General features: G+C 73.3%; 11 protein-coding genes. 4 read left to right on the top strand and 7 right to left on the bottom strand.

Translation table 11 applies throughout. From position 1 onward, the window contains the following. Positions 1 to 403 precede the first annotated feature (403 nt). From PUR61_RS35995 to PUR61_RS35980, 4 genes are all read right to left on the bottom strand, one after another. Entirely contained in the window at positions 404 to 1,093 is a 690-nt protein-coding gene (locus PUR61_RS35995; protein WP_329883741.1) for a nucleoside/nucleotide kinase family protein, read from the bottom strand. A gap of 50 nt (positions 1,094 to 1,143) precedes the next feature. Further along, positions 1,144 to 2,115, bottom strand: a complete 972-nt coding sequence (locus PUR61_RS35990; protein WP_329883739.1) for a S66 peptidase family protein — start codon at positions 2,113 to 2,115, stop codon at positions 1,144 to 1,146. Between the two features lie 93 nt (positions 2,116 to 2,208). Next, the gene (gene trpS, locus PUR61_RS35985; RefSeq protein ID WP_329883738.1) at positions 2,209 to 3,273 is read right to left on the bottom strand and encodes a tryptophan--tRNA ligase; all 1,065 of its coding nucleotides are present in this window, start codon (positions 3,271 to 3,273) and stop codon (positions 2,209 to 2,211) included. Between the two features lie 174 nt (positions 3,274 to 3,447). Then, entirely contained in the window at positions 3,448 to 5,064 is a 1,617-nt protein-coding gene (locus PUR61_RS35980) for an APC family permease (RefSeq protein WP_443034584.1), read from the bottom strand. Positions 5,065 to 5,406: 342 nt separating this feature from the next. Between PUR61_RS35980 and PUR61_RS35975 the strand changes: the two genes are divergently transcribed. Together PUR61_RS35975 and PUR61_RS35970 are read left to right on the top strand one after the other, a co-directional pair. After that, the gene (locus PUR61_RS35975) at positions 5,407 to 6,465 is read left to right on the top strand and encodes an ABC transporter substrate-binding protein (RefSeq protein WP_443035299.1); all 1,059 of its coding nucleotides are present in this window, start codon (positions 5,407 to 5,409) and stop codon (positions 6,463 to 6,465) included. 203 nt (positions 6,466 to 6,668) lie between these two features. Next, a complete protein-coding gene (locus PUR61_RS35970) occupies positions 6,669 to 7,859 on the top strand; it encodes a hypothetical protein (RefSeq protein ID WP_329883736.1) in 1,191 nt (396 codons plus the stop codon). An 18-nt stretch (positions 7,860 to 7,877) separates the two neighbouring features. Here the strand turns inward: PUR61_RS35970 and PUR61_RS35965 are convergent, their stop codons facing one another. Next, positions 7,878 to 8,414 (bottom strand): NUDIX hydrolase, encoded by a 537-nt coding sequence (locus PUR61_RS35965; RefSeq protein ID WP_329883735.1) that lies wholly within the window; start codon positions 8,412 to 8,414, stop codon positions 7,878 to 7,880. A 159-nt stretch (positions 8,415 to 8,573) separates the two neighbouring features. Here PUR61_RS35965 and PUR61_RS35960 point away from each other — a divergent pair, with 159 nt between their 5' ends. Further along, a complete protein-coding gene (locus PUR61_RS35960; RefSeq protein ID WP_329883734.1) occupies positions 8,574 to 9,584 on the top strand; it encodes an ATP-grasp domain-containing protein in 1,011 nt (336 codons plus the stop codon). A gap of 96 nt (positions 9,585 to 9,680) precedes the next feature. Here the strand turns inward: PUR61_RS35960 and PUR61_RS35955 are convergent, their stop codons facing one another. Together PUR61_RS35955 and PUR61_RS35950 are read right to left on the bottom strand one after the other, a co-directional pair. Continuing rightward, positions 9,681 to 13,832: an ABC transporter ATP-binding protein gene (locus PUR61_RS35955; protein WP_329883733.1), complete on the bottom strand. Its 4,152-nt coding sequence runs from the start codon at positions 13,830 to 13,832 to the stop codon at positions 9,681 to 9,683. A gap of 246 nt (positions 13,833 to 14,078) precedes the next feature. Continuing rightward, the gene (locus PUR61_RS35950; RefSeq protein ID WP_443035295.1) at positions 14,079 to 14,855 is read right to left on the bottom strand and encodes an SACE_7040 family transcriptional regulator; all 777 of its coding nucleotides are present in this window, start codon (positions 14,853 to 14,855) and stop codon (positions 14,079 to 14,081) included. A 135-nt stretch (positions 14,856 to 14,990) separates the two neighbouring features. Between PUR61_RS35950 and PUR61_RS35945 the strand changes: the two genes are divergently transcribed. Beyond that, entirely contained in the window at positions 14,991 to 16,712 is a 1,722-nt protein-coding gene (locus PUR61_RS35945; RefSeq protein ID WP_329883730.1) for a carboxyl transferase domain-containing protein, read from the top strand. Positions 16,713 to 16,716 lie beyond the last annotated feature (4 nt).

The raw sequence follows: 16,716 nt of genomic DNA, 5'->3' as shown, positions 1-16,716 counted from the left end.
TCAACATATCTGGCGTTGACTTTTGGCACGCTGTTGAGTTCTCAAGGAACGGACACTTCCTTCAGGCGGCTTTCACACCGGCCCTCCGGGCGCTTCGTTCTTTCGTGTTTCCAGCTTACCAGACGTTTTCCGCTCCGTTTCCGGCGCTTCGTTCGTCCAACTCGCTGGTGTCTTCTGCGGCTTGACGCCCCGTCCGACGTTTCAAACTCTAGCCGAACCCCGCTCCGAAAAGCGAATCCGGCCGCAATCCCCGGAAATGGGCACGCCTAATAAACCCTGGCCGGAACGCATCGAAACAAAGACGACACGCCTCGGCCCGAATCAGGAAGAGGTGGTGTTTCAGAGGATTGGCCACTCCGGGACCGTCCGCGCTGATGCGTGTCCGGTTCTCCCTGCCGAGCGACTAGAGAACACTACGCCCGATCTGCTCCGAAGGCAAACCCGTCCCACGGACGACGCGTGTGCAGAGCGGACGCCCGGTCTTCACGTACTCGCCGTTGGGGTGGTCGTTGGTGGTGACCCAGTGGCGGGCGGCGGCCTCGTCGCGGCCGGCGTCGCGGTGGCGGTCGAGGAGACGCCGCTCGCGCTCGGCGTCGTCGGTGTCCACGTACCAGAGTTCGTGGAGCAGCCCGCGGGCCTCCGGCCAGGGGTGGTCTCCGGCGGCGAGGTAGTTCCCCTCGGTGACGACCAGGCGGGTGTGCGGTCGGACGACGTGGCGGGCCGCCACCGGCTCGTCCAGGCCGCGGTCGAAGTCGGGGACGTAGATGTCCTGGAAGCGCTCGGTGGTGACCCGGCGCAGCAGGGCGACGTACCCGTGGGCGTCGAAGGTGGCCGGCGCACCCTTGCGGTGGCCCAGGCCCAGGCGGTCGAGCTGGGCGCCGGAGAGGTGGAAGCCGTCGAGCGGGAGGTAGGCCGCGCTGCCCGGACCCTCACGGCGTTCGACCTCGGCGACCAGGTGCCGGGCCAGGGTGGACTTGCCGGCACCGGGCGGGCCGGACAGTCCGAGGATGGCGCGCGGGTGACTGCCCGGACCGTGCAGGAGGCCGAGGGCGAGAGCGGTGAGGCTGTCCGCTGTGGGGCTGTCCGCGTTCATGGGCGCACCCTACTCACCCGTCCGTGGCGCATTCTCCGCCTTCCTCGGCGTCAGCGGTCGAGGGGCGGCCGTTCGGCGAGGGCGGGCAGTTCCAGGGTGAGCGTGCCGGTATCGGCGTCGAGCAGCGCGGGCACGCCGAGGGGGACCGTCAGGGTCGACGGGCAGTGGCCGAAGCCCAGCTCCCAGAGGACCGGTACGCCCAGCGGGCCGAGCCGGTCGAGCATGACGTCGCGGATGCGGTCGAGCGGTCCGCAGCCCTCCCAGGAGCCGAGGGCGATTCCGGCGACGCCCTCGAAGGCACCCGAGCGCAGGAACTGGGTGAGGATCCGGTCCAGCTGGTAGGGGTGCTCGTTGACGTCCTCCAGGATCAGGATGTTCCCGGCGAACGAGGGGCGGGCGGCGGGCGTGCCGCGCTCGGCGGCGAGCACGTGGGTGCAGCCGCCCGCGGTGATGCCGCGGGCGCGGCCCGGAACGAGCGGACCGGCGCCGGGGGCGGTGACGACCGTGGTGGCCGCGGGGTCGAAGAGGGTGCGGCGCAGGTGCTCGGCGGTCGGGCCGTCGGTGATGAAGGAGGCCGTGGCGCTCATCGGCCCGTAGAGGGTGGCGAGGCCGAGGCGCCGGGCGAAGGCCTCGTGCAGGGAGGTGACGTCGCTGAAGCCGATCAGCACCTTGGGCCGGACGGCCCGCATGGCCTCCCAGTCCAGCAGGTCGACCATGCGGTGGACCCCGTAGCCGCCTCGGGCGCAGATGACGGCGTCGACGGTGGGGTCGAGCCAGGCGTTCTGCAGGTCGGCGGCGCGGTCGGCGTCGGTGCCGGCGAGGTGACCGAGGACGGGGTGGGTGTCGAGGACGTGCGGCGCGACGGTGACCCGCAGCCCCCAGGACCGCAGGAGTGCGCTGCCGGCGGTGAGCCGCTGCGGATCGACGGGGCCGCTGGGGGCGACCACCACGACGTGGTCCCCGGGGCGGAGCTGCGGCGGACGGGTCAGGCCTCGGCCCGGCGTGGTCGGGAACTGGTCCATGGCCTGGCTCCTTCCGGGGTGGGGGCGGGGAGGGTGTCGTGCTCTCGGGGCGGCCCCGGCGGGGCCGCCCCGAGAGGTTATGCCCTCACACCTTCACACCGACCCCATCACGGTCCTGACCTCGTCGAGGGTGGCGTCGGCGACGGCATTGGCGCGCTCGGCGCCGTCACGCAGGACCTGCCGGAGGTGGCCGCGGTCGGCGGCGAGCGCGGCGCGGCGGGCGCGGATCGGGCGGAGGTGTTCGTTGACGGCCTCGGTCACGGTGCGCTTGAGCGCGGCGGCGCCGCCGTCGCCGATCTCCTCGGCGATCTCCTCCGGCGCCCGGTCCCGGCAGAGGGCGGCGAGCAGGACGAGGCCCGAGACCCCGGGGCGGGTGACCGGGTCGTAGGTGATCCGGCGGTCGGCGTCGGTCCGGGCTCCCTTGATCAGGCGGGCGGTGGTGTCCTCGTCGGCGGAGAGCGGGACGGCGTTGCCGCGGCTCTTGCTCATCTTGCCGCCGTCGGTGCCGAGCAGCAGCGGGGTGTCGGAGAGAAGGGGGCGGGGCGTGGGGAAGACGGCGCTGCCGTCGGCGTGCGGGTAGCGCTCGTTGAAGCGGCGGGCGACGGTGCGGGCGACCTCCAGGTGAGGCAGCTGGTCCTGTCCGACGGGGACGAGGTCGGCCTTGCAGAAGAGGATGTCGGCGGCCTGGTGGACGGGGTAGGTGAACATGAGGCCGTTGACAGCGGACTGGTCGGAATGGGCGATCTCGTCCTTGACCGTGGGGTTGCGGCTCAGCTCGGCGACGCTGACCAGGCTGAGGAACGGCAGCAGCAGCTGGTTGAGGGCGGGGACCGCGCTGTGCGCGAAGATCGTGGCGCGCTCGGGGTCGAGGCCGGTGGCGAGGTAGTCGAGGACGAGGTTCTCGGTGTGCTCGGCGAGCCGGTCGGCGGTGTCCCGGTCGGTGATGACCTGGTAGTCGGCGATGACGACGAACATCTCGGCGCCCCGGGCCTGGAGGCGGACCCGGTTGCGCAGGGTGCCGAAGTAGTGGCCGAGGTGGAGCGGGCCGGTGGGGCGGTCACCGGTCAGGACGCGGTGGGCGCCCGGGTCGGCGGCGGCGCTCCCGTCGAGGGCGGGAGCTGGGGCGGCGGAGACGGTGGTGGAAACGGCGGTGGTCACGGGGTTCTCCTCGGTACGGCGTGATGCGGCCGTCCGGGGCTCCGGGCCCGTCCCGTCGGGGAAACGCGACAGGGCCGTCCATCCCGGACGGCCCTGGTCAGGCGTGGCTGGTGGCCGTCCTAGGACGGCCACCAGTCGAGACCTGCGAAGCGCTTCATGCGTTCGAGGATAGCGTCAGTCCTCCACGACGAGGGCGGGCGTGTCCTTGCGCAGCGTCTCGCCGCGGAAGAACTCCGGCCGGTACGCGCCGTACGAGAACATCAGCACCGCGCCGAGCAGCAGGATGCCGACGCCGATGACGAACACCGAGCCGATGCCGAACACGGCGCCGCTGCCGTACTCCGGGTCCCAGGCGTCGGTGAGGGTCTGCAGGAAGACGGCGGCGAGCAGCACGCCGCCGAGCAGCGGGGCGACCCCCTTGACCAGGAGGTCGCGCGGACCGTTGCGGAGCGAGCGGCGGAAGTACCGGACGCAGGCGAAGGCGGTCAGCGCGTAGTAGAAGCAGATCATCAGGCCGAGGGCCAGGATGGTGTCCTGGACGACGTTCTCGCTGATCACGCTCATGCCGACGTAGAAGGCGGCGGTGGCGACGCCGGCGGCGACCGTGGCGTAGCCGGGGGTGCGGAAGCGCGGGTGGACGGTGCCGAAGCGCGGCGGGACGGCCCGGTAGGCGCTCATGGCGAGCAGGGTGCGGGCGACCGGGATGAACGTGGTCTGCAGGCTCGCGGCCGCACTGGCGACGACGGCGAGGAACAGCAGGATGCTCCACGGCGAGCCGAGCACCGGGCGGGCCAGGGCGGCGAAGACGTTGTCGGCGGTGTCCGGGTTGCCCAGACCGGTACCGGCGGCGCCGACGCCGGCGAACATCTGGGAGGCGATCGCGACCAGCAGGTACGAGCCGACCAGGGTCACCATCGAGATCATCGCGGCCCGGCCCGGGGTCTTGGCGCTGCCGCTGGTCTCCTCGTTCATGGTGAGGCAGGTGTCCCAGCCCCAGTACATGAAGATCGACAGCGAGAGGCCCGCGGTGAACGCGCTGAACGAGCTCACTTCCAGCGGGTTGAGCCAGGAGGCGGAGAAGCCGATCGAGTCCGGCAGGTCACCGGCCGCGGCCTTGGCGACGGCGATGCCGGCGAAGAGGAGCAGCACCGCGAGCTGGAGGCCGACCAGGCTGTACTGGAACCACTTGGTGGCGGTCATGCCCCGGTAGCTCATCGCGGTGGCGGCGGCGATCAGGACGACCACCGTGAGCAGGTGGACGGCCTTGTTGTCGTTCAGCTCCGCGACCGCGCTGTTGCCGGTCATCTCGCCGAGCATCAGGTAGAGGAAGTCGGTCGCCACGCCGGCCAGGTTGGAGAGCACGATGATGGTGGCCACCGTCAGGCCCCAGCCGGCCATCCAGCCGACCCGCGGGCCGAAGGCCTTGACCGTCCAGGTGAAGGACGTTCCGCAGTCCGGGAAGTCCTTGTTCAGCTCCTTGTACGCGAACGCGACGAGCAGCATCGGCAGGAAGCCGGCCAGGAACACCGCGGGCATCTGGACGCCGACGGCGGTCACGGTGGGACCGAGCGTCGCCGTGAGGCAGTAGACCGGGGCGACCGTCGAGATGCCCAGGACCACGCTGCCCAGCAGGCCGACCGAGTTGCCCCGTAGGCCCTTGTCCCCCGTTGCCCCCGCCGCCCCCGGGTCGGGGGCTCCACCACTGGCGCCACTGACCGGGGCACCCTGCGGAGCGGTGGGCGCCGTTGCCCGTCCGCTGCTTCCGTGCTCTGAGAGCTGCTGATCGACCACCAGCGCACCCTAGGTGGGGGTACCGAAGGTTGAGTAGGCCAACCCCTGGTGATCTGAGCCACTCCCTTCGATTCACCAGGGCGCGACATCCGATGCCGCCCGATACATGGGACGCAGGGGCGTGTACCTTTATTTCTAAGGGTTGTTATCGAATTGATTTGCCGCTTATGTCACGGTTTGAGATGTTCTGCCGCCGCCCGAAAGGGGTTCGAGCGGGAGGAATCGGGGCCTTCGGATAGGTTTGCCTCACCTAATCCCCCGACCTCGAAGGAGCGCCGCGTGGCCCCCACCTCCGGCAACCAGACCGTCGTCCCCCGCCCCTCCCGCCGGAAGCTGCTCACCGTGAGCCTCACCGGCAGCGCCGTGCTCGGCCTCGGCGGGCTGCTCACCGCCTGCGGCAGCTCCGGGGGCTCCGGAGACGGCTCGGGCGGCGGCGCGGCAGGGGGCGGCGCGAAGCCGTCCGGCGGCTCCTCCCCGGACCAGAAGTCGGTCAAGCAGGGCGGCGACGACTACGCCACCGTGATCGAGAAGATGAAGAGCTTCGGCACCGACGCCGCGCCCGGCGTCTACCCGCGGACCGTCCGCCACGCGATGGGCGAGACGGTCGTCCCCGCCAAGCCCGTCCGGGTCGTCGTACTGGACACCGGCGAGCTCGACAACGTCGTCTCGCTCGGCATCCAGCCGGTCGGCGTGGTCCACACCGACGGTTCCAAGACCATGCCGTCCTACCTCAAGGCCAAGGCCGGCAGCCCCGCCGCCGTGGGCACCATCAACAGCCTCAACCTGGAGGCCATCGCCGAGCTCAAGCCCGACCTGATCCTCGGCAGCCAGCTGCGCGCCCAGGACCAGTACGCACAGCTCTCGAAGATCGCCCCGACCGTCTTCTCGCTGCGTCCCGGCTACCCCTGGAAGCAGAACTTCCTGCTCAACGCGAGCCCGTTCGGCCTGGAGGCGGAGGCCAGGGCCCAGCTGGACGCCTACCAGGCCGCCGCCGCCGCGATCGGCTCCGGTCTCGGCGACAAGCGGCCCACGATCACGCCGATGCGCTTCATGCCCGGCAAGATCCGGCTGTACGCGGAGCTGTCCTTCATCGGCACCATCCTCGGTGACATCGGGCTGCCGCAGCCCGGGATCGAGCAGGTCAAGGAACTCGCGGTGGAGATCAGCCCCGAGCAGATCGACAAGGCCGACGCCGACTGGATCTTCTACGGCGTCTACGGCTCGCCCAGCTCCACCAACCAGGACGCGGTTCTCGGCGGCGCGCTCTGGAAGACCCTCGGTGCGGTCAAGTCCGGCCAGGCCCGGCCGGTCTCCGACGAGACCTGGTTCCTCGGCCTCGGTGTGGCCGCGGCCAACGTCGTCCTGACCGAGCTGAAGGGCTTCGTCGCACCCGGGGCCTGAGCCCCGGACCCCGCCTCCGGCGGCCGACGCCCGGAGCCGGCTCCTGCCGTCCCGGCCCGTCCGACCGACGCCTGACGTGCCGTCATGGCGCCGTGCGGGCGGGCCGGGACGGCGTCCTCGCCCACAGCGGACGGAAAGGCGCTTGGAGCTGGTCGCAGGGTGCGGGAGGATCATCCGGACCGTACCCCGAAGGGCCCGTGCCGATGACCACGCTCGACCAGACCACCGCCGACCGCTCCCCGACCGACGCGCCAGCGCGTACGGCCGGCGAGCGGCCCCTGACCGCAGCACCGGCATCGCCGCGACCCACCGTGGAGGGCGGTGCCACGCGCTGCTCGATCGCGGCAGCGGGAACGGACTGTGCACCGGTCGGTGGCACCGGGGCCGGAGCCGCCCGGGACGGCTCGGTGCCGCGGCCGCGCGGCGGGGCGGCCGACGACGACGGGTCCGGCGCCGGCGGCTCCGGCCGGGGCGGCCCCGCAGGTGAGGGGGCGCCGGTGGCCCGGGTCCGGACCGGACCGGGCGAGGGTCCGCAGGCCGCGCAGGGGCAGGTGCCCGCGCCGGCCGGCCCCTCCGTCACCCACCGCCGACCGGCGGAGGCGGACCGCACGCCGCCGGCCGAGGAGTACGGCCACGACCGCACCGGCGCGGGCCACCCGGACATTCCCCACCCGGCCGGGACGGACGCGACCGGGACGGAAGCCGTCACCACGGAAGCCGTCGGGACGGGCGCCTCCGGGACGGACCGGACCGGGGCGCAGCCCGTCGGGACGGGCGGCGTGGTGTTCGTCCGACTCCAGCAGCCGCCGACGGTCGAGGACCGGACCGTCCCCGTGCTGCGCGCGGCCCAGGAGGAGCTGCGGACCGCCGCCACCCGGCGCCCTTCGCCCTCCCGCCGGCTGCGTCGGATGCACCCGCAGCCGGCCGGTGCGGGCCCGGCGCGGGCGAACCGCGCGCGAACGCGGCAGGCGACGGACCTCCCGACCGCCTCCGGCGACGCCAGGGCCGGAGCCGGGCCCACCGGTGAGTCCGCTCCACCGGCGCCCGCCGCCGAAACGCCGCTGGGCATCCTGATCGGCGGCACCCCGAACCTGCCGGAGACCGCCGGCCGCCCCGAGGAACGGCCGACCCTCCGGGCCTCGGCGGAACTGGTCCGTCTCGGTCGCGGGACCTGCCTGGTGATCCTGCCCGCGTGGCGGCCCGCCATCGCCGTCTCGGTACCGACCGAGCACCTGCTGGCGGCCACCGGGCTCGCCTACGAGCAGCTGGCCGACACGCCGCTCTCCGTCGTGATCAACCCCGGCGCCCTCCACGACCGGGAGCTGGAACTCCGGGACTGGCAGGCCGGTCCGACCGGGCGGCAGGGCCGACGCGGCGGGCGTCGACAGCCCTGACCGGAGCCCCCCGCAGGCTCAGCTGACGACCGACCCGGCGTTCGGGACGTAGCCGAGGTCGACCGGCTCCGGTTCCCGCCGGTCGGCGAGCCAGCCCTCCCGCACGGCCGACAGCAGCTCGGGAAGCCGCGGCGGCCAGAGCGCGTCGGCGTTCTCGTCGGCGAGATCGGCCGGGGTCCACCAGCGCCAGTCGAGGATCATGTCGGCGGCGTGCATCGCGCTGACGTCACCGACGGGGCCCCGGTGCGGGCCGCTCGTGAGGTAGATGTGCTCGTGCTGGCGGACGGGAGTGCCGTGCCAGGTGAAGTCGTGCTCCCAGGTGCAGAGCAGCGGGCCGGGTTCGAGGTCGGTCCAGCCGGTCTCCTCCCACAGCTCGCGCCGCGCGCCCGTGTGCGGCGTCTCACCGGGCTCGATGCCGCCGCCCGGCATGGTCCAGTGCACGCCGACCTCGCTGTTGTCCGAGCGGAGGAGGAAGACCGAACCCTGCTCGTCCAGGACCACCGTACGGGCCGCGCGTCGCGGGGTCCTTCTCACGTTTCGCCACAGGTTTCGCATCGGGTCACTCTCGCAGCGGGCCCGGTCGGCCGTCGAGCGGATTGTCCGGTGCCGGCCCGATGCCGAGCCCGTCCGGGACGAGCCCGTTCGGCCCGTCGACCGGGCGGCGGTGGGGTGTTGACGGGCCGACGAACAGTCGGCGCACGTAGCCTGGCGCCCATGCCCGCACCCGCGTTCCTCCTCCCGGCCGACCCGCTCGACCCGCGCCGCCCCGATCCGCACTTCGCCTGGGAGGCGCGGCTGCTGCGCGGGCTGGGCGGCGAGCACCATCTCGTCGACCACGACGCCCTGCTCGCCGGTGACGCCCGGGCGGCGGTGGGCCGGGTGCCCGGAGGCCTCGGCCCGTTCTGGTACCGGGGGTGGATGCTGCCCGCCGATCGCTACGCCACCTTCGCCACCGCCCTGGCCGAGCGCGGCGCCCATCTGCTGACCAGCCCGCCCGGGTACGCCTCGGCGCACGAACTTCCGGGCTGGTACCGCGTGTTCGAGGGAGCGACGCCGACCAGCGTCTGGCTGCCTGCCTCGGCGTCGGTGCCGCCGGGGCCCGAGCAGTTGGCGGCGGCCGTCACACGGCTCGGCGGGCGCGGTCCGGCGATCGTCAAGGACTACGTGAAGTCACGCAAGCACGAGTGGCACGAAGCCTGCTACGTCCCCGAGTTGGCGGACCTTCCGGGGGTGGCCCGGGTGGTGGACCGGTTCGTGGAGCTGCAGGGCGAGTTCCTGGCCGGGGGTGTGGTGCTGCGGCGGTACGAGGAGTTCGCCCGGGCCTCGACGGACCGACCGGACGACCGGGATGACGGACCGTCGGGCGGGGGCGGCGACGGCGCGGATCCGGTCGGGGGCGCGGGTGCCGTCGGGGACACGGATGCGGACGGCCCGCGTGGCGAGGGCGGCAGGGGCCGCGCGGTGGAGGCCCGGGTGTGGTGGCTGGACGGAGAGCCCGTCCTGGTCGGGCCGCACCCCGACACGCCCGGCTGCGCGGCCGACCCTGACCTCGACGTGGTCCGGCCCCTGGTGCGGGCCCTCGGCTGCCGTTTCGTCACCACCGACCTCGCCCACCGGGCCGACGGTTCCGGCTGGCGCGTGGTCGAGGTCGGTGACGGGCAGGTGAGCGACCTGCCCCGGGGGGTCGACGCGTCCGGGCTGCTGGTCGCGCTGCTCGCGGCCTGAGGACGGCGCGGACGCCGCCCGGACGCGGCCCCGCCCGGACCGGGCGGCAGGGCCCCGGTCCGGGCGATGGCCCTGCCGCCCGTCCGGACCGGACGGCTAGCCGACGGCCGTACCGGGCACCGGCGCCGGACGGCCCTCCTGAAGGCCGTCTCGAAGGCCGTCGTGAAGGTCCTGCCCGTGGTGCCTGTCGGCGACGAACGCCTGCCAGAGCCGGGTGTACACGCCGCCGAGGGCGAGCAGTTCGGCGTGCGTACCGTCCTCGACCACCCGGCCGTGGTCCAGCACGACGACCCGGTCGGCGCGCTCGGCGGTGGTCAGGCGGTGCGCGATGACGAGCGCGGTACGGCCGCCGCTGAGCCGGTCCGCGGCGTGGTTCACCGCGGCCTCGGTGGCCAGGTCGAGGGCCGCGGTGGCCTCGTCCAGCAGCAGGATGTCCGGGCCGACCAGTTCCGCCCGGGCCAGCGCGATCAGCTGGCGCTGCCCCGCCGAAAGGTTTCGTCCGCGCCCGGTGACCTCGTGGTCGTAGCCGCCCGTCAGCCGGAGGATCATCTCGTGCGCGCCGACGGCCCGGGCCGCCGCCTCGACCTCGGACGCCGAGGCCGTGGGCCGGCCGTACGCGATCGCCTCGCGCACCGTCCCGGCGAAGAGGTACGCCTCCTGCGGCACCACGCCGAGCCGGTGGCGGTACTGCGCCAGGTCGTACCGGGTCAGGTCGACGCCGTCCACCCGCACCGTGCCGGTCGTCGCGTCGTAGAACCGGGCGACCAGCTTGACCAGGGTCGACTTGCCGGCCCCCGTCTCGCCGACGAGCGCCACCGTCTGGCCGGCGGGGATCCGCAGGTTCACGCCGGAGAGGACGTCCGGGGCGCCGTCCGCGCCACCGTTGTAGGCGAAGCCGACGCCGTCGAACTCGATCTCGCCGCGGAGCCCGCCCGGGACCGGCACCGGGTCGGCCGCCTGCGCGGTGCTGGTCGGGGTGCGCAGCAGCTCGCGGATCCGGCCCAGGCCCACGGCCGCCTGCTGGTAGCCGTCGAACACCTGGGAGAGCTGGTTGACCGGCGCGAAGAAGAGGTCGATGTAGAGCAGGTACGCCACCAGGGCGCCGACGGTCAGCGTCCCGGACTCGACCCGCGACGCACCGACGATCAGCACCAGCGCGGCGGCCACGCTGGAGAGGAACTGGACGAACGGGAAGTACAGCGAGATGTAGAACTGGGCCCGCACCCGGGCCTCCCGGTAGGCCATGCCCCGGGCGACGAACCGGTCGGTGTTGGTGTCCAGCCGACGGAACGCCTGGACGATCCGCATGCCCGCCACGTTCTCCTGGAGATCCGCGTTGACGGTGCTGATCAGGTCCCGGGAGATCTCGTACTGGGCCTTGGACTTCCTGCGGAAGACCAGGGTCGCGACGATCAGCAGCGGCAGCACCGCGAAGACCACCAGGGCCAGCCCGGCGTCGATGACCAGCAGGGCGGCGAAGATGCCGAGGAACGTCAGCAGGCTGACCACGGCCGTGACCACGCCGGTCTGGAGGAACGAGGTGAGCGAGTCGAGGTCGGTGGTCATCCGGGTCATGATCCGGCCGGAGAGCTCGCGCTCGTAGTAGTCCAGGCCGAGCCGGTTGAGGTGGGCGAAGATCTTGAGCCGCAGGGTGTAGAGCACCCGCTCGCCGGTCCGGCCGCTGACCCGGCTCTCGGCGCCCTGGACCAGCCAGTCCAGCAGGACGATCGCCAGCGCGGTGAGTGCGGCGACGGCGACGCCGGACAGCATCGCCTTGCTGACGCCGTCGTCGATGCCGTGGCGGATCAGGATCGGCAGGACCAGCCCGGCCCCCGCGTCCAGGGTGACCAGCAGCAGGGCGAGGGCGAGCGGGGCGCGGAAGGGGCGGAGCAGGCGGCGGAGGGAGAAATCCGGGTCGCCGGTCTCGGCCTCGCTCTGGGACACCGCCGGGGTGTCGGTGGCCGGCGGGAGGGCGGCGACCCGGGCCACCAGATCGGGGGCCGCGGTGCGGACCGCCTTGGTCAGGGCCGGGGTGGGCATCACGGGGGCCTCGGTCCGAGACCGACCGTCGGCGTCGGTGTCGGCGTCGGGTACGGCTTCGGCGTCGGGTACGGCTCGCGTCCCGGCCCCGGTCCGGGCCCCGGCGGGCTCAACCACGGCGGCGGTGCCGACGGCCTCGGCGGTCTGCGGTGTTCCGGGAGCCTCCGGTGCGGCGGTCGCGGTCGCGGACGCGGTCCGACCGGCCTCGGGGTCGGAGATCAGGGCTCGGTACTGCGGACATCGGGCGTCGAGTTCCTCGTGCGTCCCGATGTCCAGCAGACGGCCGTGCTCCAGGATCGCGATCCGGTCGGCCAGCTGGAGGGTGGAGCGTCGGTGGGCGATCAGCAGGGTGGTCCGGCCCGCCATCACCGAACGCAGCGCGTCGTGGATCTCGGCCTCGATCTGCGGATCGACCGCCGAGGTGGCGTCGTCCAGCAGCAGGATGCGCGGGTCGGTGAGGATCGCGCGGGCCAGGGCGATCCGCTGGCGCTGGCCGCCGGAAAGAGTGAGCCCCTGCTCGCCGACCTTGGTCTCGTAACCGGCGGGCAGCTGTCGGACGAACTCGTCCGCCTGGGCCGCCCGGGCGGCGGCCACGACCTGCTCGTCGGTGGCGTCCGGCCGGCCGTAGGCGATGTTGGTACGGACCGTCTCGGAGAAGAGGAAGCTCTCCTCGGGCACGATGCCGACGGCCGCCCGGACCGAGTCGAGCGTCAGGTCCCGCAGGTCGTGGCCGTAGAGGCGGACGGCGCCGGCCGCCGGGTCGTAGAACCTCGGCACCAGCTGCGCCACCGTGGACTTGCCGGAGCCCGACGCGCCGACCAGCGCCAGCGTCTCGCCGGGGGCGAGCCTGAGGCTGAGCCCGTGCAGGACGGGTGCCGGGTGCTCGGGGTCGTAACGGAACTCGACCCCGTCGAACTCCAGAGCCACGTCGGCGGCGCGGGGGCCGACGGCGGGCGGGCCGCCGGCCGTCCCCGCGACGGCGCTCCCGGGAGCGGCGGCCTCCGCGGCGAGGTCGAGGGTGACCGCGTCCGGCCGCTCGCGGACCAGCGGGCGCTCGTCGACCAGCTGGAGCACCCGCTCGACGCCCGCCCTGGCCTGCTGGCCGACCGTGATGACCATGGTCAGCATCCGCACCGGACCGGTCATCTGCGCCACGTACGTGGAGAAGGCGACGAAGGTGCCGAGCGTGACACGGCCGTCGACCGCCAGCCAGCCGCCGAAGGCCAGCACGGCGACCTGGGCCAGCGCCGGGATCGCCTGCATCGCCGGGTTGTAGCGGCTGTTCAGTCGGATCGAGCGCAGCCGGGCCGCGAAGAGGCGGCGCGAGGCCGTCTCCAGCTTGTCCAGCTCCTGGGCCTCCTGCCCGAAGCCCTTGACCACCCGCACGCCGCCGATCGCCTCGTCGACCACGCCCGCGACGGCGGCCGCCTCCTGCTGGGCGGCCCAGGTGGACGGGAACAGCCGCTTCCGGCTGAGCACCGAGATCCACCAGAGCAACGGGCCCATCACCAGGGCGATCAGGGTGAGCGGAGGCGAGAGCCAGATCATCACGCCCAACGACATGACGAACATGACGAGGTAGCCGGTCATCATGGGCAGCATCGAGAGCAGCCCGTTGATCAGCTGGAGGTCGGAGGTGGCGCGGCCGACCACCTGCCCGGTGTCCAGCCGGTCCTGCCGGTGGCCGTCCAGTCGGCCGAGCGAGCGGAAGAGGTCGCTGCGCATGTCGTGCTGGACGTCCAGGGCCAGCTGCCCGCCGTAGTAGCGGCGCACCTGTGTGCAGCCGAACACCACGGCGGCGGCCAGCAGCAGGACGCCCGCCCACGGTGCCAGCGAGCGGGTGTGCGAGGTGATGACGTCGTCGATGATCAGCTTGGTGACCAGCGGCACCAGGGCGGTGACGGCCATGCCGACGAGCGAGGCGCCGAAGGCCAGCAGCACGCTGCGCCGCGACCGCCAGCAGTAGCCGAGCAGCCGTCGGAGCCAACCCTGCCCCTCGGCGCCCTCGGCGTCCTCCGCGCCGGCGGGGCGGTCGGGACCGCCCGGTCCTTCGTCCGGGCCGGGGGCCGGGTTCGGCCCGGCGTTCCCGGTGTCGTTCGACGTGCTCGTGTCGCCCCGTGCGCCGCCGGTCGTGCCGGCCGCGCCCCGGGAGCCGGTTCGGGTGCCGCTCGGGGAAAGCTCCACCGTAGATCCGTGAGTCTCAGGCATATTTAGGGATGCTAACCATTCCGTCGGGTGGCCGCCATGGATTTCAGGCCGGGGCGAGCCGGGATTCCCGGCCCGGCGGAGGAACCAACAGCCCGCAACCTGCGGTGATTCCCGCGTCGGCCCGCCCTCCGCGCCCTCTACCAGGGTCGCCGACCGCGCGCGGAATGCCCACCTCCCGCCGACGCAGCGGGCGCACCGCCATTGGTCCTAGGGCTGTCGGCCGACCCCGACGGCACGAGTCGGAGCTCAGTCCTGCGGCACGACGGTGTCGGCGACGGGGGCGGCGGCGGTGGCGGTGGTCGTGGCAGCGTCGGCGGGCGCGTCCGCCGCCGCGGGCGCGACGGCGGCGGAATCGGCACTCTCGTGGCCGCCGGTGGCCACGACGGCGCCCGCGGCGACCGCTCCGGCGGCGGCCGCGAAGGCGCCGTGCGCGAGGCTGTGCAGCAGCGCGGCCATCGCGTCGCGCTGGAGTCCGGCCCGCTCGTCCTGGGCGGGGTTCGGGCCGAGGCTGTGCGGGGTCGAGTTGATCAGCCCGAAGACGGCGTGCACGGCCGCGCGGGCGACCGGCTCCGCCGCCGGGGCCGCGAGCGACGGGTAGGCCTGGCGGACCACGTCCACCCAGAGCTCCACGTAGCCGCGCTGGAGCCGGCGGACCGTCCGGCGGTCCTCCGTCCGGAGGTTCAGCAGCTCCCGGTCGTGCAGGGTGATCAGGTCGCGGTCGTCGAGCGCGAAGTCCACGTGCCTGCCGATCAGCGCGTCCAGTGCCGCGGCCGGACCGTCACTGCCACCCGCTCGGCGGCGCCCTTCCTCAAGGAGTCGCTCGCTGATGCCGATCAGCAGGTCGGCGAGCATCGCGTCCTTGCCCGCGAAGTGCCGGTAGAGCCCGGGGCCGCTGATGCCGACGGCCTTGCCGATCTCGTCCACCCCGACACCGAGGAAGCCGCGGGCGGCGAACAGCCTCGCGGCCTCCTTCCGGATCTGGTCGCGGCGCGGGAGCCCTGAGGCGGATGGGGCGTTCGACATGAGGCCCATCGTAGACAGTGGGGTTATCGGTCGTTAACCTGGGCGACAGAAGTTAACGTTCATTAACGTGTGGGGGCCGCAGGCTCACCAGGCTCTGCCGGCCCACCTGCCACCGAGGGCAAGGGAGCTCTTGGAATGGTCATCTCCACCGCCGGAGCACCTGCCGGCGTCAACGGCAGCTCCGCGACCGGCACCCCGGCGACCGGCGCAGCCTTCGGGTCCGTCGCCCCTGGTGGCGCCGCACCGGCACCACGGCTGGACACCGCCGCCGACCCCGGGTCGGAGGCCTACCGGACCAACACCGCCGCCCACCGGGCGCTGGTCGCCGAGCTCCGCGAGAAGCTCGGTGCCGCCTCGCTCGGCGGAGGCGCCAAGGCCAGGGCCCGGCACACCTCGCGCGGCAAGCTGCTCCCCCGCGACCGTGTGGACACCTTGCTCGACCCGGCCTCCCCCTTCCTCGAACTGGCCCCGCTGGCGGCCGACGGGATGTACGACGGCGCCGCACCGGCCGCCGGAGTGATCGCGGGCATCGGCCGGGTCGCCGGACGGGAGGTCGTCGTGGTCGCCAACGACGCCACCGTCAAGGGCGGCACCTACTACCCGATGACGGTCAAGAAGCACCTGCGCGCGCAGGAGGTCGCGCTGGAGAACCGGCTCCCCTGCATCTATCTGGTCGACTCCGGCGGTGCCTTCCTCCCGATGCAGGACGAGGTCTTCCCGGACCGCGACCACTTCGGCCGGATCTTCTACAACCAGGCCCGCCTCTCGGCGGCCGGGATCCCGCAGATCGCCGCCGTGCTCGGCTCGTGCACGGCGGGCGGCGCGTACGTCCCGGCGATGAGCGACCAGGCCGTCATCGTCCGCAACCAGGGCACGATCTTCCTCGGCGGGCCGCCGCTGGTGAAGGCCGCGACCGGCGAGGTGGTGACCGCCGAGGAGCTGGGCGGCGGCGACCTGCACTCCCGGACCTCCGGCGTCACGGACCACCTCGCCGAGGACGACGCCCACGCCCTCTCGATCGTCCGCACCATCGTCGCGGGACTCGGGCCGCGCGCGGCCCGGCCGTGGCCGCTCGCCCCGGCCGAACCGCCGGCCGTCGACCCGGCCGGCCTGTACGGGGCCGTGCCGGTCGACCCGCGCACGCCCTACGACGTGCGCGAGGTGATCGCGCGGCTCGTCGACGGCAGCCGGTTCGCCGAGTTCAAGGCCGAGTACGGCGCGACCCTGGTGACCGGCTTCGCCCGGATCCACGGCCACCCGGTCGGCATCGTCGCCAACAACGGCGTGCTGTTCGCCGAGTCCGCCCTCAAGGGCGCCCACTTCATCGAGCTGTGCGACCAGCGGGGCATCCCCCTCCTCTTCCTGCAGAACATCACCGGGTTCATGGTCGGCCGGCAGTACGAGGCGGGCGGCATCGCCAAGCACGGCGCCAAGATGGTCAACGCCGTCGCCTGCACCCGCGTCCCGAAGCTGACGGTGGTGATCGGCGGCTCGTACGGAGCCGGCAACTACTCGATGTGCGGCCGGGCGTACTCACCCCGCTTCCTGTGGATGTGGCCGGGCGCCAAGATCTCCGTGATGGGCGGCGAGCAGGCCGCTTCGGTGCTGGCCACCGTCCGCCGTGACCAGCTGGAGGCGCACGGCGAGGAGTGGCCGGCCGAGGCGGAGGACGAGTTCAAGCGCCCCGTCCGCGAGCAGTACGACCGCCAGGGCAACGCCTACTACGCCACCGCCCGGCTCTGGGACGACGGAGTGATCGACCCGATGGACACCCGGACCGTCCTCGGCCTGGCCCTGACGGCCTGCGCCAACGCCCCGCTGCCGCCGCCCGGCCCGTTCGGCGTCTTCCGCATGTAGGTCG

This window comes from Streptomyces sp. BE20 (genome assembly GCF_036322525.1).
Taxonomy (GTDB): domain Bacteria; phylum Actinomycetota; class Actinomycetes; order Streptomycetales; family Streptomycetaceae; genus Kitasatospora.
Note: the sequence above shows the minus strand (reverse complement) of the source record. Positions and strands in the feature narration are given on the sequence as shown.